The 15437-nt window shown below is 60.5% G+C and carries 17 protein-coding genes; 5 read left to right on the forward strand and 12 right to left on the reverse strand.

The window, feature by feature from the left end; genetic code table 11:
• Positions 1–44: 44 nt before the first annotated feature.
• From AC2CGQ_RS20330 to AC2CGQ_RS20345, 4 genes are all read right to left on the reverse strand, one after another.
• Positions 45–998 (reverse strand): FecR family protein, encoded by a 954-nt coding sequence (locus AC2CGQ_RS20330; protein ID WP_242141905.1) that lies wholly within the window; start codon positions 996–998, stop codon positions 45–47.
• A 76-nt stretch (positions 999–1074) separates the two neighbouring features.
• Complete coding sequence (locus AC2CGQ_RS20335; RefSeq protein ID WP_033637263.1) at positions 1075–1575, reverse strand: RNA polymerase sigma factor; 501 nt, start codon at positions 1573–1575, stop codon at positions 1075–1077.
• A gap of 146 nt (positions 1576–1721) precedes the next feature.
• The gene (locus AC2CGQ_RS20340; protein ID WP_015376810.1) at positions 1722–1922 is read right to left on the reverse strand and encodes a YaiA family protein; all 201 of its coding nucleotides are present in this window, start codon (positions 1920–1922) and stop codon (positions 1722–1724) included.
• A 47-nt stretch (positions 1923–1969) separates the two neighbouring features.
• Positions 1970–2374, reverse strand: coding sequence for a nuclear transport factor 2 family protein (locus AC2CGQ_RS20345; RefSeq protein WP_484593837.1), 405 nt, complete (start codon positions 2372–2374; stop codon positions 1970–1972).
• A 96-nt stretch (positions 2375–2470) separates the two neighbouring features.
• Between AC2CGQ_RS20345 and AC2CGQ_RS20350 the strand changes: the two genes are divergently transcribed.
• Complete coding sequence (locus AC2CGQ_RS20350; RefSeq protein WP_306403476.1) at positions 2471–3214, forward strand: helix-turn-helix domain-containing protein; 744 nt, start codon at positions 2471–2473, stop codon at positions 3212–3214.
• A 36-nt stretch (positions 3215–3250) separates the two neighbouring features.
• Here AC2CGQ_RS20350 and aroL read toward each other — a convergent pair whose 3' ends face one another.
• The 4 genes from aroL to AC2CGQ_RS20370 all read right to left on the reverse strand — a co-directional run bounded on the left by aroL (position 3251) and on the right by AC2CGQ_RS20370 (position 7688).
• Positions 3251–3775, reverse strand: coding sequence for a shikimate kinase AroL (aroL, locus tag AC2CGQ_RS20355; protein WP_033634031.1), 525 nt, complete (start codon positions 3773–3775; stop codon positions 3251–3253).
• 109 nt (positions 3776–3884) lie between these two features.
• Positions 3885–4403: a GNAT family N-acetyltransferase gene (locus AC2CGQ_RS20360; protein WP_004940503.1), complete on the reverse strand. Its 519-nt coding sequence runs from the start codon at positions 4401–4403 to the stop codon at positions 3885–3887.
• Between the two features lie 53 nt (positions 4404–4456).
• Entirely contained in the window at positions 4457–6580 is a 2124-nt protein-coding gene (locus AC2CGQ_RS20365; protein WP_049242836.1) for a TonB-dependent siderophore receptor, read from the reverse strand.
• Complete coding sequence (locus AC2CGQ_RS20370) at positions 6573–7688, reverse strand: ABC transporter substrate-binding protein (RefSeq protein ID WP_049278680.1); 1116 nt, start codon at positions 7686–7688, stop codon at positions 6573–6575. The genes AC2CGQ_RS20365 and AC2CGQ_RS20370 overlap by 8 nt, the downstream gene beginning before the upstream one ends.
• 219 nt (positions 7689–7907) lie before the next feature.
• On the opposite strand from AC2CGQ_RS20370, the gene AC2CGQ_RS20375 reads away from it, so the two are divergent.
• The gene (locus AC2CGQ_RS20375; RefSeq protein ID WP_033634034.1) at positions 7908–8369 is read left to right on the forward strand and encodes a GNAT family N-acetyltransferase; all 462 of its coding nucleotides are present in this window, start codon (positions 7908–7910) and stop codon (positions 8367–8369) included.
• Here AC2CGQ_RS20375 and AC2CGQ_RS20380 read toward each other — a convergent pair whose 3' ends face one another.
• Together AC2CGQ_RS20380 and AC2CGQ_RS20385 are read right to left on the reverse strand one after the other, a co-directional pair.
• A complete protein-coding gene (locus tag AC2CGQ_RS20380) occupies positions 8370–8927 on the reverse strand; it encodes a class I SAM-dependent methyltransferase (RefSeq protein WP_033642027.1) in 558 nt (185 codons plus the stop codon).
• Positions 8928–9168: 241 nt separating this feature from the next.
• Positions 9169–9453 carry a YdgH/BhsA/McbA-like domain containing protein gene (locus AC2CGQ_RS20385; RefSeq protein WP_004940519.1) on the reverse strand — a complete coding sequence of 95 codons (285 nt, stop codon included), beginning with the start codon at positions 9451–9453 and terminating at the stop codon, positions 9169–9171.
• A gap of 309 nt (positions 9454–9762) precedes the next feature.
• Here AC2CGQ_RS20385 and AC2CGQ_RS20390 point away from each other — a divergent pair, with 309 nt between their 5' ends.
• Entirely contained in the window at positions 9763–10938 is a 1176-nt protein-coding gene (locus AC2CGQ_RS20390) for a low temperature requirement protein A (RefSeq protein WP_033634036.1), read from the forward strand.
• Positions 10939–11136: 198 nt separating this feature from the next.
• Here AC2CGQ_RS20390 and AC2CGQ_RS20395 read toward each other — a convergent pair whose 3' ends face one another.
• Positions 11137–12498, reverse strand: a complete 1362-nt coding sequence (locus AC2CGQ_RS20395) for an esterase-like activity of phytase family protein (RefSeq protein WP_484593838.1) — start codon at positions 12496–12498, stop codon at positions 11137–11139.
• A 426-nt stretch (positions 12499–12924) separates the two neighbouring features.
• On the opposite strand from AC2CGQ_RS20395, the gene aqpZ reads away from it, so the two are divergent.
• Complete coding sequence (gene aqpZ, locus AC2CGQ_RS20400) at positions 12925–13620, forward strand: aquaporin Z (RefSeq protein WP_004940529.1); 696 nt, start codon at positions 12925–12927, stop codon at positions 13618–13620.
• A gap of 57 nt (positions 13621–13677) precedes the next feature.
• Here aqpZ and AC2CGQ_RS20405 read toward each other — a convergent pair whose 3' ends face one another.
• Positions 13678–14448 (reverse strand): class I SAM-dependent methyltransferase, encoded by a 771-nt coding sequence (locus AC2CGQ_RS20405; protein ID WP_156865236.1) that lies wholly within the window; start codon positions 14446–14448, stop codon positions 13678–13680.
• Between the two features lie 117 nt (positions 14449–14565).
• On the opposite strand from AC2CGQ_RS20405, the gene AC2CGQ_RS20410 reads away from it, so the two are divergent.
• Complete coding sequence (locus AC2CGQ_RS20410; protein WP_075684456.1) at positions 14566–15369, forward strand: helix-turn-helix transcriptional regulator; 804 nt, start codon at positions 14566–14568, stop codon at positions 15367–15369.
• Positions 15370–15437: the final 68 nt, after the last annotated feature.

Below are 15437 nucleotides of genomic sequence, written 5' to 3' on the forward strand. Positions count from 1 at the left end.
GTGAAAATAGCGGCGAAACAGGCATCCCGGCCCGCCTGCACCGCTCAGTAAAGCAGCGTGATGCCGGGGAGATTCAGCTGGCGGGCGGAGAGTTCCTGACGAATGGCGCCGACGCCGTCGTCGAGTTTATTGAGCGCGAACACGCCGCTGACCGTACGCGATCTGAGTTCGGGATTGATCGCTACGATGCGGGTCTCGCGATAGCGGTTGAGCTGCGCGAGCGCCTGCGTCAGCGGTTGGCGGTCGATCACCAGCCAGCCGCGCCGCCAGGCGTCATCACCGGCCGTTTGCCGCGTCAGCTGCAGCTGCCCGTTGCGGTAATGCGCCGCCTGGCGTTGCGCGACCACCAGCGAACGCTCACCGCGCTCAAGCGTTACCCGCACGCTGTGCTGATGCACGCTGACGTCGACGCCCTGCTCGGTGCGCGCCACGCTGAACTCGGTGCCCAGTGCCTGGGTGACGCCGTTTTCCGCCTCCACCCTGAACGGGCGACTTTCCGGCCCGCCCAACGGCGCGACGACAAAATAGGCGGCGCCGCTAAGCAGCCGCACCTTGCGTTCGCCTGCGGAATACGCCAGTGCGATCGCGCTGCCGCTGTCCAGCGCCACCCGGCTGCCGTCCGGCAACGCAACTTCGCGCACCTCGCCGCGAACGGTTTGATAATCCGCCTGCATGCCAATCCATAGATCCGGCCCGTGATAAACGCCGAAGGAAACGGCGATCGCCACCGCCGCCGCCACCGCCCAGCGGGGCCACCTGCGATGGGATGACGTTTTCAGCGTCGCCACCTGCGGTTGTAACGCCTGCCGCTGCTCAGGCGGCAGCTGTCCCAGCGTCGTCCACAGCAGGCGAGCCTGACGCAGCGCCGCCGGATGCTGCGGATCGGCGGCCAGCCAGGCGTCCAACGCTCGCCGCCGATCGGCCGGCAGCGCCCCTTCGGCCAGGCTCACGGCCCAGGCGGCCGCCTGCTGTCGCACCTGTGCGGTTAGCGGTTTCATAATGGCATAGACCTCTGTTTTTTCTGGTTATAGGTTAAGACGTCTGAGCGCGGATAAACCCGTAAAAAAATTGCCATTATTGTTCTTCCATCCGCGCCATCAGCCGCTCGAGCGCGCTGGCCAGGTGTTTTTCCACTGTGCTGAGCGACACGCCCAGCTGCGCCGCCACCTGCGCCTGGGTCAGGCCATCGAGCCGGTTAAGGCGGAAAATCTGCTGCGTGCGCGGCGGCATGCCCGCCAGCGCCTGCTGCAACAGCTGCAGCAATTGGCTATCGATCGCCAGTTGTTCAAGCGCCGGTTCACCGGAGGGATACTGCGCCAGAATGTCGTCTTCGACCGCTTCGGTCTGCCGCCGCTGCTGCTGGCGCAGATGGTCGAGCATCAGGTTTTTGGCGGTTTTATACAGGTAGGCTTCGATATCGAGAATGTTACCCTGCGGATATTGCTCGGTAAGGCGGGTAAAACTTTCCTGCGCCAAGTCCGCGGCCAGCTGAGGGTCGCGCAGTTTGGCGTTCAAATAGGCTTGCAGCGGTCGCATATGGCGCAGAAACAGCGCCTGCAACTCGGAATTGGACATCTCTTTTCCCAGAAGTGAAACACCCAATAGGGGCGATAAAAATCACATAAATGATTATCATTATCAATATTGTTCTGGGAAATATGTGCTAACGCGGGGGGATAAACAGGAAACCGGCCTGGCGCCGGTTTCCGCTGGGCTGCAGGTCAGTGCTCTAGCGCCTCGTCTTCATAGCGGTGCTTGGCGTCGAGCGCTTCCTGCTCGGTTTCATGTTCACTGAGCAGCGTATTTGGCTCAATGTCGTCGGTGCGCACCTCAAAACGGCGCAGATGCAGGTTCGGGTCCCCCCGAAACACCTCTACGACGCGGGCGCTCCGTGGATAAGCAGGTTGATCATTTTCGCGCATGCCGTTCTCCCGTGTGTTTCACACAGTAGCAAGTATAGCAGCCGTCCTCATTCCGACACGCGCGAGCCGAGATCGCGATCGCCAGGGGGGCCCGCCAATAGCTCGATCAATTCGTCGCAGGCGCAAATGCGGCCTTCGCGCACGGTGAAGTGCGCCAGCACCCGCACGCGGCAGCGGGAACCGTCACGCTTTTCCACCTCGACCAGATGGTGAGTCAGTACCGCCTCGCCCTGCTCCGCCGCCGCGATCACGCTCAGCGTCATGCGGCGAGTTTGCCGCTTCAGCAGCGCCATATGCTGCTCAAACTGCTCGAAGTTCAGCACCTTGCCATCCACCTGCTGGCGGTAGCCTGCGCTGAAACGGGCGGCGAGCTGCGTCGGCCGATGCTCCGGGCTGGCGACCACCTGCTGCAGCGTATCGAGCACCAGGTTCAATGGGGTAAGTTGAGTCATCACATTTCTCCGAAATAGGGTGAACGGCGATCCTATCCCGGCCAGGCGATGGCATAATAACCACATAAAGACTTTCAATAACGTTAAACGGCCAACATGACGCAGATCCGCAGCCAACGCCTTCAGCATGAAAAAAAGCACCTGACGCCCTGGCACCGGCACGAAGGCGGCCAGATCTATCTCTTGACGCGCGGCATGCTGGCAATGGAACTCCCGGGCCGGCAATGGGCGATCACCGGCGGCACGCTGGGCTGGCTGCCGCCGGGATGCGCCCATCAGGCGCTGGCCTGTGGCGACGTGGCGGGCTGGAGCCTGTATCTGCCGGTGGAAAGCGTGCCGGAGATGCCGCCGCTGCCGCAGCTGTTCACGGCCTCTGCGTTATTGCAAGCCCTGGTGGAGCGCATCGCGCAGTTCCCCGCCGGCCCGCTGAGTGCGCCGCAACGGCGGCTGCTGCAGGTGCTGCTGGACGAAATGCACGCGGCAAGCCGCGCGCCGTTGCAATTGCCGCTGCCGCAGGACGCCCGGTTGCTGAACATCGCCCGGGCGCTGCTGAACGATCCCGCCAGCCCGCGCAGCCAGCGCGACTGGGCCATCTGGGCCGGGCTCAGCCCGCGCACCCTGAGCCGCCGTTTTCTGCAGGAAACCGGCATCAGCTTCGCGCTGTGGCGCCAGCAGGCGCGGGTATTGCGTTCACTGGAGGGGTTATCACGCGGCAAAGCGGTTGGCGAGGTGGCCGACGCCTGTGGCTATGACAACGTCAGCGCCTATATCGCCGCCTTTCGCCGCCGCTTCGGTGTCACGCCCGGGGCCTACTTTGCGGCCGCTCGGCAAACGGAATAGAAAAACGGGCGCACAGCGCCCGAAGAGAAGAAAAGGTTATTTCACCGTCTCACGCGGCAGCACCGCGAGGATTTGTTCCACCACCCGCTGCGGATCGGCGGCGCCGTCCATCACGTAATGTGCGGCATCCTGATACAGCGCTTCCCGCGCGGCCAGCACCTCGCGCATCTCTTCGGCGATCGGCCTGCCGGTGAGCGTCGGGCGCTGCGCATCTTCCGGGTACTCTTCCAACCGCTGCGCCAACACGCTGGCCGGCGCGCGCAGGTAGATAACGGTGCCATGCTGGCGCATAAACTGACGATTCTCTTCCGCCAGGATCGCCCCGCCGCCAGTGGCAACTATAGTTGACGGCTTAGTCACGGTTTGCAGCGCGACGGTCTCACGGCGGCGGAACCCCAGCCAACCCTCGCGCTCGACCATTTCCGCCACGCTCATCTGCGCCGCCTGCTGCATAAACAGATCGGTATCGACGAATTGATAGCCCAACGCCAGCGCCAATGCGTGGCCTACCGTGGTCTTGCCGGCTCCGCGAGCGCCTATCATGAACAGGGTTTGTGTCATTACGGGTTGTCCCTTATGCGGTGACTTGAGTGCATTGCATACCAAAATGCCGAGCGGGTGCGATGGCGTGGTGGCAGCATCATACCCTGCCCGCTCTGTATTTCAATATTTACGATAGTGTAAATTCCATGGCACAGCGACTGCCGACGGCAAAGCCGTGCGCCAGATCCTCATCCAGATGCCGCCGCAAGGCGGCCGTGAGCTGCGCGCCCTCAAGCGGCCGGAATCCCAGCCGCCGGTAGTAAGGCGCATTCCACGGCACCTCAATGAAGGTGGTGAGCGTCAGGCGGCCGGCACCCTGCCGTTTGGCCTCTTCCGCCACCGCGCCGATCAAGCGGCGGCCGACGCCCTGCCGCTGCCAGGTGCCGGCGACCGACAATTCGGCGATGTGCCAATCTTCCCCCTGAGCCAGCACGGCGATGAAACCGGCGCACTCGCCGTTGTCGCTTTCCGCCAGCCATTCACGGCGCTCGGCGATAAACGCGGCATGCTGCTGCGGGGCCATCACCTCGCCTTCGGCAATAAAGCGCCATTCCGGCTGTTGGCGAAACAACTGCGCCGCCGAGCGTTCAACCGCCATCAGATGCGCGATATCCCGCTGCTGCGCCAAACGAATCTGCAGGCTCATGGGTTCTCCTTAACGTTGGGGCGGTTATTTAAGCAAATTTCACCGCCCGTGGCTTAGAAATCGACACTACCGCGCAGCACCACCTCACGCGGTTCCCCCACCGCCACGCGCAAATTGCCGCCGCTGGACGGGTAGTAGGTTTTATCGAACAGGTTCTTCACGTTCAGTTGCCATTTCACCCGATAGCCGTTGATCGGCATGGTGTAAGCGGCGAACGCATCGGCAACGGTGTAGTTATCCAGGTAGAAACTGTTGGCAGCGTCACCCGGGCGGCGCCCTACGTAGCGCGCACCGGCGCCAATGCGCACCTCATCGCCGCTGTAGAGACCCGGGCTGCCCAGGTTCTGGGTCAGGAACAGCGAGGCGGTGTGGCGCGCCACGTTGGTCATCTCTTTGCCCTTGTTGTCCGGATCGTCCACCACCCGTGCGTCGGTATACGCATAGGAACCGATCAGGCTCAGCGAGTCGGTGAGATTACCGGCCACGTCCAGCTCCACGCCCTGCGAACGCACGCGTCCGGCGGTGCGCGTCACGGTTTCGCCCGCCACCAGCTCACTGACCATCACGTTGCGCTTGGTGATGTCGAACAGCGCCAACGTGCCGGTAACACCGTTCGGCAGCGCCAGCTTGCCGCCGACTTCCCACGACTTGCCCTGCTCCGGCGGCAGCGAATCAATCTGGGTGGCGATGGAAGAGTTCGGCTTGAACGACTCGGTATAGCTGCTGTACAGCGACACGTAAGGCGTCAGCTTGTAGACCACCCCGGCGCGCGGCACCAGCTTGCCGTCCGAGCTGTCGGTATTGGTCTGGAACGGCCGCCCCTTGCCGGCATAGACGTCGAAAGCGTCGTAGCGCAGCCCGCCCATCACCAGCCATTTATCGGTCAGTTGGATGGAATCCTGCATAAACCAGCCGTAGCTGGTGAGATTTTCCCGCTGGTCGCTGTCTTTGGCGCTGACCGCGGTCGACGGTGGCATCAGGCCGTATACCGGATGATAAATATTGAAATCGCTGTTCTTTTTACCGCGGATCATGTCGCCGCGGTAGGTACGGTTATCTTCAAAATCAAAGCCGAACAGCATCTGGTGGTTGATGCTGCCCCAGTCCACGTCACCATTGAACGTCAGCTGCACCGCGTTGGCGTGGCTGACGGCATGGGCGGTCGAGTCGGCCTGGCGGCTCAATGCGCCGCTCTCCGGGTCCAGCGCCGTGGCGCGCGCCTGGTTGTCGCTGTAGCTGTTGCGGCTGTAGGCGTAGGTCAGCGAGCTTTTCCAGCGCTCATTGAGCGTTTGATCGATCTGCAGAGTGACGCTGTCCTGATCGCCGCGGGTGGCGTTATAAGCCTCGTCGAAACGGCGATCGCGCGGCGTATTCACCGGTTTGCCGGTGCGCGAATCGATAATGGTGCCGCGATCGAACGGCACCAGATATTCCATATGCTCGTAGGCCAGCCGCACGGTGGTGTTCTCGCCGTACCACATCAGCGAGGGCGCGATCACCGTCTGACGATTGCGGCCAAAGTTGCGCCAGTAGTCGGTTTCATCGTGATCGACGATCATCCGATAGGCGAATCCCGACGTGCCGAGCGGCCCGGTGACGTCGAGCTGGCCGCCGCCGCCGTTGAAGCTGCTGCCCCAGCCTTCCACGTGGGTATGCTGCTGCAGCTGGGGTTTTTTGGTGATCATGTTGATCATCCCGCCCGGCTCGCCCATGCCGTACAGCATCGAGGCCGGCCCCTTGAGCACCTCCACCCGCTCGGTGGTCGGCGTAAAGTTGCGCGCCTGCACCGAGCGCACGCCGTCGCGCAGAATGGAGCCGTCGCGGTTGTCGCCGAAGCCGCGTTTCATTACCGCGTCCTGGGTGCCCCCCAGCGTGTTGGCCTGGGTTATGCCGCTGACGTTGTACAGCGCTTCGTCCAGGCTGCTGACCGCCTGATCGGTAATCACCTGTTGCGGCACCACGTCGATCGCCTGCGGCACGTTCAGCAGGTTGGTTTCGCTGCGGGTGCCGGTGACGCTGGTCAACGGCTGATAGCTCTGCACGCCGTCGGCGTCTTTGCGGCCGACCACCACCAGGCTCTCTTCCTGCGGCGCGGCTTTTTCCGCCGCCCACGCCGGCGATGTCGCGCAGGCTGCCAAAGGCAATGCGCACCACCAGCCGCGCTTGTTGTTATTCATTATCTAACTGACTCCAATAGGTCCCTGAAAAAGGTAACGGCAAAAACTGCTGATACAGCTGTTGGAAGGTCTGCTGCGGGTTGATGTCGGCGAACAGATCCGGGTAAAACGCTTTGGCGAACATCTCGACCAGCACGACATGGTACGGGCTGAGGTAAAAGTTGTGCCAGACGCTCCAGGCGCGGTGGTTTTTCACCGCCTGCAGGCTGGCCAGCATCGGCTGTTTGGCGATCAGTTGGCGGAAGCTGTCGGCGGCCTCCTGTGGGCTGACCTGCGGCCCGAGACGCAGATCGGACAGCCGTTTGCCCTGCGGCCCAGCCATGCCGGTGGCGAGGTACACGTCGGGATTGGCGCTCAGAATGGTTTCCGGGTTCAGCTCGCCATACACCCCTTTGACGCTGGCGTTGGCGATGTTGTCGCCGCCGGCGAAGGTCAGCAGATCGCCGAGGTTGCCGTGCGCGGCGGTGGTGCAACAGGTGTCGCGCCGCCCCAGATGCAGGTGCAGCATCACCTTGGGCTTCGGCCCCTGATAGCCCGCCAGCCGTTGCCGGATCACCGTCATATGCTGCTGATAAAACGCGATGAACTGCTCGGCGCGTTGCTGGCGATTGAGCACTTCGCCCAGCAGCCGCACGCTCGGCACGGTGTTGTTCAGCAGATCGATGCGCAGATCGACGTAGATCACCGCCACGCCGGCCTTGCTCAGTGCGGAAACCAGCAGATCGTTGTCGCCGTCTTCACGCGCGTAGCGCGCCAGAATCACCAGATCCGGCTTCAGCTGCAGCAGGCTTTCGATGTTGACCTGGCGAAAGTTATTACCGCTGATGACGGGGATCTGGGCTATCTGTGGAAACTTCTGCGTATACAGCTGCCAGCTTTGCGCATCAAAGCGCGCCAGATCCGCCGGCCAGCCGACGATGCGCTGCGCCGGGTTGCCCGGCTCCAGCAGCGCCAGCGTATACAACATGCGGCTCTCCCCCACCACGATGCGCTGCGGGTTGTCCGGCACCGCGACCTGGCGGCCGGTGATATCGGTCACCGTCTTCGCCTGGGCGGAGAACATGCCGAACCACAGGGAAAGCAGCAGTAAAATGAGGGAATTGCGCATGATTGAGCCGAAACGGGGGAAATAGTGTGCGCATGATAATCACTCTCATTAGCACTTGCAATCCCACGCCGCGATTGCCAAAAGAAATCCGGGAAACGGTGCCGGGCACGCGGTAAAACACCGTAAAACCGCTAAAATAGCGGCTTTAAAAAGTTAAAAAAATGGCGGAAAAATCGGTTAAATAGGAGGGGGAAACAGCAAAAAAACCGGGAGACCTCCATGACTCAACGCATCATTCCGCTGTCGGAGTGCCCGCAGTTTGCCGATGTGTGCGCCGCCTGGGCTTTCGGACAATGGGGTTCACAGCGCGGCGGTTCGCTGGCGCGCACCCAGCTGCGTTTCGCCCAATGCAGCCGGCCAAGCGACGATCACCTGACGCTGATGATGATCGACGGCGATCGTCCGGTCGGCATGGCCAGCCTGTGGCCCAGCGACGATCGCCAGCGTCAGGATCTCACTCCGTGGCTGGCCGGCGTCTTCGTGCATCCCGATCACCGCCGCAAGGGCATCGCCCACCGTCTTGAAATGGCCATCGTCGAGGCGGCGCGGCAACGCCATCACTCGGTTCTGCATCTCATCACCGACAAGTCGGAAGCGCTGTACGCCGGCTGGGGTTGGCATCCCGTGGAACGCCGGCGGCAGCATGACGAAGAGGTGGTGGTGATGGCGAAAACGCTGTAGCTAACGCGGCGTACAGACATACACCAGCGCCGGCGGGAAGTTGCGCACTACCCGCAGGCGCTTCCAGTGAAAATAGCGCGACAGCAATTTTTCCGACAGGTGGCTGTATTGGAACAACACCAGCGTGCCGTTGCGCGCCAGCAGCCGCTGCCGGGCCTGCTGAAGAATGCGCACGCTGATCCTGACCGGGATCGACAACAGCGGCAGGCAGGAAAACACCACGTCGTAATCGGTGGCCATCCGGGTCGCCGAATGGCCCATCACCTGCAGCCGCCGATCGTCAATCCCGCGCAGCCGATGCACGAAATGGGGTTGGATTTCGAAGGCCTCCAGCGCCGCATCGGCGCGCATCCGCCCCAGAATGCGTTTGGTCAACACCCCGTCGGCCGCGCCCAGTTCCGCGATCGACAGCGCCCGGGTCCATTCAACCTGATTCAGCATCGCCTGACACAGCCACGGGGAAGAAGGCGCCAGCGTACCGACGGTGCGCGGTGAAGCCATAAATTGCTGCAGGTAAGCGAAGTGATTCATCAGTTGCAGCCGGGTCGCATTTAACATTGAGGCCTCCTTGGGTTAAGCCCTCAATGTGAGCCGAATTTCTTAAGTAATCATTAACATGATTCCGAAAGCGGCAGACACAGTTGTAATAAAATGCAACCTCATCAACGGCACGCAAAGAAAAACGACCGTAATAATGACCTGAGAATAAGTCGTTTATACACCGACTATTCAGATAATTATTGCGACCGTTTATTTTATTGGCCGCGTTGCCGCGGCCAGAGCGTAAAAAAACCAATGCTTAGCGATAAATTTCCGCATTGCCGCGCCAGTTGCTGGAATCCCCGGGGGTGTCCAGACCGATAATGCGATAATGGCTGGCGCCGTCCGCCGCGGCTTTTTCTTTAAGGGCGGTGATGGCATCATGCGGTGAGCCGCTAATGCCGGAAACCGACACGACGCCGATGCTTTGCAGATTGGCGGCCTGCTCGCTGTTGACCTGTTTCACCGACGACAGCGGCGCGGCGAAAGTGGAGAAAGAAGCGGCGGCGATCAATACGGCTGCGATGCTTGGGATGAGTTTCATGATTGACTCCAGGTGTTCTTGTTTATTAGCTCGTGGTCAGTGATGTTAATTATCCGCTAGCCAATGAAAACGGACGTCATGCAACGTAAAGAACATCAATCATTGTGAGGAGAATAAGGAGGAAGTAAGAGCGGGTGTGTATTTTCAGGCGGGAATGACTTTATAGACCTCACCTTACCCCTATTTGATGAACAATTAAAGACGGTGCGAGATAAAGCATGCGCGCCGCGTCTATTTAAGATTTTTTACCCGCCGGAGCGCGCTGAGCTACGCTGATTTTGTGGCTTACCCTTTTAAGGAAGAACGCTTATGTCGCAAAACCTGCTGCGCGTGCGTGACGGTCAGGGCGCTTCGGTCTCATTTTCCGAGCTGCTGTTCGATCTGATCTACGTTTTCGCCGTGACCCAACTTTCCCACTATCTGTTGCATCACCTGACGCTGACCGGCGCGCTGGAAACCCTGCTGCTGTGGTTTGCCGTCTGGCTGGCCTGGCAATACACCGCCTGGGTCACCAACTGGTTCAATCCGGATACCCGCCAGATCCGCCTGCTGCTGTTCGCGATCATGCTGCTGGGGCTGTTCGCCGCCGCCGCGCTGCCGCAGGCGTTTGGCGAGCGCGGCCTGATCTTCGCGCTGTTTTATGTCGCTATTCAGGTCGGCCGCTCCGCCACGGTATTGCGCCTGCTGGCGCCTGGCCACCCGTTGAAACAAAACTTTCGCCGCATCCTCGGCTGGCTGTGCATCTCCGCCGTTTTCTGGATCGCCGGCGGGCTGGCGGAAGGCCATACTCGCCTGGCGCTGTGGGCGATCGCCGTCTTGTGCGAATACGTCTCGCCGATGTTCGGCTTCCGTCTGCCGGTGCTGGGGCGCTCGGACAGCAGCAGCGAATGGACCATCGAAGGCCACCATCTGGCGGAGCGCTGCCAGCTGTTCGTGATCGTGGCGCTGGGGGAAACCATTCTGATCACCGGCGCCACCCTGAGCGAAATGGAAAGCTGGAGCCTGCCGGTGCTCATCGCTTCGCTGGTGGCCTTTCTCGGCAGCCTGGCGATGTGGTGGGTTTACTTCGACACCAGCAGCAAAGCCGGCAGCCACGCCATCAGCCAGGCGGAAAACCCCGGCCAGCTGGGCGCTTATTTCCACTACGTGCACGTCGCGCTGGTGGGGGCCATCATCGTCTGCGCCGTGGCCAACGAACTGGTGATCGCCCATCCTGACGGCCGCATCCAACACGCCACAGCGGCGGTGCTGCTGCTCGGCCCGGCGATTTACCTGTTCGCCAACGCGCTGTATAAACGGTTGGTGTATCGCCGCTTCCCGCTGTCGCACCTGGTTGGGCTGCTGGCGCTGGCGGTATTGGCCCCCGCCGCCTATTTAACCGATCTGCTGATGGTCAATGGCCTGACGACGCTGATCATGGTGGTGGTGGCGGTGTGGGAGAGCATCTCGCGCGGCAGAGCGCCGCAGCGGCACGCGGAGACCTGAAGCCAACGGGGGCGTCACCGCCCCCGCTGTGAGATTGATGACAAACCTCATGCCATTGCCGGGTTTGCAGAGAGCAGCGGATAAAAAAACAAGGAAAATCAATTTATTGATTTTCGGCTGATGGCCACAAAGGAGGAAAAACCACGTTTTTTCCTCCTTTTTCAACGGTCTGACGGGGGCGCTGTCGCCCCCTCTCGATCACTTCAAAGGTTGCGGCAAGGTGAGCACCCAGAGCTCACTCAGCGACTCCGGCTGCTCCAGAGGGCGCAATTCGATACGGGCATCGGTCTTGTCGCCGTCGAGGCTCAACCGCCCTTCTTTCTCCAGCTGATAGTCACCGATTTTTTTGCTCTTTGGCGACGCATCCACCAGCTTCGCCTGCAAGCCGAAATCGTTGTCATTGATCACCGCCAGCGTGCGATCGTCGATCAGCGCCAACCCTTCCGCTTTCTCCTGGCGCCAGCCCAACTGGCGCAGATCCGCCACTTCCCGTTTCTGCGCCAGCTTCACGCCGCGTTTAGCCAGCTCTTGCGCGTCGTCGAACTCCAGCGCTTTACCCTGGCCGTCAAACGTACTCAGATCGCTGGCCTGCGCGAGATCCACCAGATAGATCTTGTTGATCATCGCCTTATCTTTATCGGTTCCCTGTTCAATCAACAGGATGCGCTGATTGTCCAACGCCACCACATCGCCAATCTTGGCGTCTTTGGCTTTTTTATAGCGGTCGATATCGATGGGATAGCCATACATCGCAGTTTTGCCACTGCGCGGATCGAAGCTCACCAGCCGGGTAAACTGCGCCTTGTTTTTGCTTTTACCATCGACATCCAGCGTGCTCTGCACCGCCGCCAGAATGCGCCCATCCGGCATCCGGGTCAGCCCCTCAAAACCGCGGTTAGGCTGGCGCCACTTCAGGATGTTCGGCAAACCGCTCGCCACCGCCTGCTCGCCGGCCTGCGGCGTTGGGCCATATTTGGCGAGAATTTTGCCTTTGTCGTCGACATGGATCAGAAACGGGCCATACTCGTCACACAGCCAATAGCCGCCGTTGCCGTCACCGATGATACCTTCGGTATCCAACCCACGGCGATCGCCGGACAGCGGTTGCAGCGCGTCGTTCAACGCCACTTCGTTCGTGGAACCAATCAGCTCGCTCGGCAGCGGCAGCCCGCTAATCGGCCCTTTTTCGTCATGCAAGGGCCGCGCATTCTCGGCCACGGCCTTGCCGCCGCCGATACGAATGTCCATCAACAGAGGCGTGAATTGCGGATTGGCGAAAATCTTGGCTTCTTGCTTGCCCACCGCAGGGGCATCAGCATTCGGGCCGCGATCGGTCAGCGTCGTCAGCACCAGATCGTCGCCCTGCTTGCGATTGAACGACAGCCCTGAGCCGATCCCCACCGGCAACCCCTGCGGGAAATGCTTGGCAAACGCCCCCTGATAGGCGACGCGTTCCCCGCCGGGGAAGCCGACCACATAACGCGCCACCTCAATATCTGCAGCGTAGGTGAATACCGGAAACAGCGAAGCCAACAGCAGGGAGAGCGATTTTATTCTCATGTTTTTTACCCGAGGTTGAATGAAGCGTTATCAGGCAGAAGAAGATATTAATTTAGCATGACACTTAGATGACAACAGGCGCTTCGTCAAATGTAAAACAAGCAATAAGGTTGGCTGGCAAATAGAAATTAGCAATTAACCTGAGCGTATTGAATGGATAAAACCGCTGGAAAAAACCACCCGAAAATAGCCCGCCATTTTGCTTAGGGTAAATTCTTATAGCAAAGATAAAAAAATCGGCAAACGCGCGTCGGCACGTGGAAAAACGGTGTTTTTCTCATAGACAAAATAAAATACCGGGGATTTAATACCGCCGTTATTCAAGGTGCATTAAGAAAATTCTATAGAATATCTGCATGAACTCAAAAAGCTGTTCTATAGTTTTTAGTGCTAACGCCCGTTAGTCTATTCCGCAGGATGGAATCTATGTCAAAGCGACTTTTTGCTGAATTTTTTGGCACATTTTGGTTGGTGTTTGGTGGTTGTGGTAGCGCAGTATTGGCAGCGGCATTCCCACAGCTGGGTATTGGTTTCCTCGGCGTCGCGCTCGCTTTCGGTCTGACCGTGGTGACGATGGCCTATGCCGTCGGCCATATTTCCGGCGGGCATTTTAACCCGGCCGTCACCGTCGGCTTATTCGCCGGCGGCCGTTTCGCGGCGAAAGACGTTATTCCTTACGTTATCGCTCAGGTCATCGGCGGTATCGCCGCAGCGGCGGTGCTGTATTTGATCGCCAGCGGCAAAGCCGGTTTCGACGCCACCGCAGGCGGCTTCGCCTCCAACGGTTACGGCGAACACTCACCGGGCGGTTATTCTCTGCAAGCCGCGATCGTGATTGAGCTGGTACTGACCGCCTTCTTCCTGATCGTTATTCACGGCGTGACCGACAAGCGCGCGCCGGCAGGCTTTGCCCCGCTGGCGATCGGCCTGACGCTGACGCTGATCCACCTGATCAGCATCCCGGTGACCAACACCTCCGTCAACCCGGCGCGCAGCACCGGCGTAGCGATCTTCCAGGGCACCTGGGCGCTGCAGCAGCTGTGGGTCTTCTGGCTGGTGCCGCTGGTCGGCGGCATTATCGGCGGCCTGATCTACCGCTGCCTGCTGGAAGACAAAAAATAAGCGTATCGCAGTCGATTGCGTTTCACGGGGCAGCCTTCATCGGCTGCCCCGTTGCTTTCAGCCCTTCGTCACTTCAAACATCATGATATCGCTGGTAAAGGAGCCGTCCGGCTGAATGGCGAAATGCGCCGCCACCTCTTCCGACACGCTTTGCTGCAGCGCGCGGATCGCGGTGACGAAATGCGCCGGCGTGCGCATACGCGCCACCCAACTGCCGAACTCCAGCATCAATCGATCCGCCGTCACTTCGCGTACCATCAGCCCGGCCTCGGTCAGTAACGTCAGCCACTCGCCCGGCGCATAGTTGCGCACGTGCGAGGTGTCGCGCAGCACTTCCACGGTTTGCAGGTAGATATCCAGCAGCGGATGCCCCGGCGAGACCACGTCCATAAAGATCGCTCTGCCGCCCGGTTTGAGTACCCGCCTGACCTCGCGCAGCGCCTGGCCGACGTCGTGCCAGTGGTGCGCCGAATAGCGGCTGATGACCAGATCGAAGCTGGCGTCTTCAAACGGTAAAGACTCCGCCACGCCCTGCTGCAGCTGAATGTTATTCAGGCCTTTTTCCGCCGCCGCCTGCTTCACCACCGCCAACATTTGCGCCGACAGATCGTAGGCCACCACCTGCGCCACCCTGGCCGCCGCCGTGAAGCTGGCATGCCCGGCGCCGCAGCCCAGATCGAGCAGGCGCGCGCCGGCGTGCGGCTCCAGTAACTGTGCAAGGCGTTGCAAATCCTTGCCCTGCGCGTGTACCGCGCTGGTTAAGTAGGCGTTGGCCTGCTCGCCGAACTGCCGGTCTACCGCGTTTTTATGGCTGTTGCTGATGCTCATGTTTGCTCCCGTTATTATCCGGCTTGCGCCTGTGCCTGAAGGCTTTCGGCTACTATAATCAGGCTACTATACGGGTACAATATAAGCAGTTATCCTGGTATAAATAGGTACCACGCTATGTCATCAGAAGCCTTATCCGGGCCAAAGGCCCTCGGCGCGTTCCTGCGGGCGCACCGCGAACGCATCACGCCGGAAATGCTCGGCCTGCCCAGCTCCTCGCGCCGTCGCACCAGCGGCCTGCGGCGCGAAGAGCTGGCGCAAATCAGCGGCATCAGCGCCACCTGGTATACCTGGATCGAACAGGGCCGCGAGGTATCCATTTCCCCCTATACGCTGGCACGCATCGCCAAGGCGCTGCGGCTCGGCCCGGCCGAACGCCATTACCTGTTTACCCTGGCGCGCATCGCCGACCCCGAGCAGGAAACACACCGCGAAACCGCCAACGACGCGGTGCTGCAAAGCGTGCACCAGATGACGGTGCCCTGCTACCTGCTGGACGTGACCTGGAACGTCGTCGCCTGGAACCCGCAGGCGGCGGCGCTGTTCAGCGGCTGGCTGGATGTGGCCAACAGCCCCAACCTGCTGCACTTCATGTTCTTCCACCCATTGGCGAAAACGCTGGTCAGCGATTGGGAAGAGCGCGCGCGCCGCGTGGTGGCCGAGTTTCGCGCCGAGACCAGCCATCATCAAAATACCGAAGAGATGCGCGCCTTCGTGCGCAACATGACGCACAACAGCGCAGACTTTAATCACTGGTGGAAGCAACATGACGTCATGGCGCGCGAAGGCGGCGAACGCGCGTTCGAGCATCCTCAGCTAGGCACACTGCGCTATCGCCAACTGACCTTCCACCCGGCAGAGCACGCCGGTCTGAAGCTGGTGATGCTGATCCCGCTGCCGCAATTGGTAACAAATTCATAGGCAAGTTTACCCGCCATTTATTTATTGGTTCATGTAAACGCGCTAGGGTGATTAATATCGATGATAAT

This window comes from Serratia sp. DFXYC6 (assembly GCF_057196085.1).

What these genes read in the sequence shown, in the direction of transcription:
- AC2CGQ_RS20405 (WP_156865236.1), bottom strand. Translation starts at nt 14,448, where the DNA reads ATGAGCATCAGCAACAGCCATAAAAACGCGGTAGACCGGCAGTTCGGC.
- AC2CGQ_RS20330 (WP_242141905.1), bottom strand. Translation starts at nt 998, where the DNA reads ATGAAACCGCTAACCGCACAGGTGCGACAGCAGGCGGCCGCCTGGGCC.
- AC2CGQ_RS20360 (WP_004940503.1), bottom strand. Translation starts at nt 4,403, where the DNA reads ATGAGCCTGCAGATTCGTTTGGCGCAGCAGCGGGATATCGCGCATCTG.
- aqpZ (WP_004940529.1), top strand. Translation starts at nt 12,925, where the DNA reads ATGTCAAAGCGACTTTTTGCTGAATTTTTTGGCACATTTTGGTTGGTG.
- AC2CGQ_RS20395 (WP_484593838.1), bottom strand. Translation starts at nt 12,498, where the DNA reads ATGAGAATAAAATCGCTCTCCCTGCTGTTGGCTTCGCTGTTTCCGGTA.
- AC2CGQ_RS20350 (WP_306403476.1), top strand. Translation starts at nt 2,471, where the DNA reads ATGACGCAGATCCGCAGCCAACGCCTTCAGCATGAAAAAAAGCACCTG.
- AC2CGQ_RS20375 (WP_033634034.1), top strand. Translation starts at nt 7,908, where the DNA reads ATGACTCAACGCATCATTCCGCTGTCGGAGTGCCCGCAGTTTGCCGAT.
- aroL (WP_033634031.1), bottom strand. Translation starts at nt 3,775, where the DNA reads ATGACACAAACCCTGTTCATGATAGGCGCTCGCGGAGCCGGCAAGACC.
- AC2CGQ_RS20365 (WP_049242836.1), bottom strand. Translation starts at nt 6,580, where the DNA reads ATGAATAACAACAAGCGCGGCTGGTGGTGCGCATTGCCTTTGGCAGCC.
- AC2CGQ_RS20410 (WP_075684456.1), top strand. Translation starts at nt 14,566, where the DNA reads ATGTCATCAGAAGCCTTATCCGGGCCAAAGGCCCTCGGCGCGTTCCTG.
- AC2CGQ_RS20345 (WP_484593837.1), bottom strand. Translation starts at nt 2,374, where the DNA reads ATGACTCAACTTACCCCATTGAACCTGGTGCTCGATACGCTGCAGCAG.
- AC2CGQ_RS20335 (WP_033637263.1), bottom strand. Translation starts at nt 1,575, where the DNA reads ATGTCCAATTCCGAGTTGCAGGCGCTGTTTCTGCGCCATATGCGACCG.
- AC2CGQ_RS20380 (WP_033642027.1), bottom strand. Translation starts at nt 8,927, where the DNA reads ATGTTAAATGCGACCCGGCTGCAACTGATGAATCACTTCGCTTACCTG.
- AC2CGQ_RS20370 (WP_049278680.1), bottom strand. Translation starts at nt 7,688, where the DNA reads ATGCGCAATTCCCTCATTTTACTGCTGCTTTCCCTGTGGTTCGGCATG.
- AC2CGQ_RS20340 (WP_015376810.1), bottom strand. Translation starts at nt 1,922, where the DNA reads ATGCGCGAAAATGATCAACCTGCTTATCCACGGAGCGCCCGCGTCGTA.
- AC2CGQ_RS20385 (WP_004940519.1), bottom strand. Translation starts at nt 9,453, where the DNA reads ATGAAACTCATCCCAAGCATCGCAGCCGTATTGATCGCCGCCGCTTCT.
- AC2CGQ_RS20390 (WP_033634036.1), top strand. Translation starts at nt 9,763, where the DNA reads ATGTCGCAAAACCTGCTGCGCGTGCGTGACGGTCAGGGCGCTTCGGTC.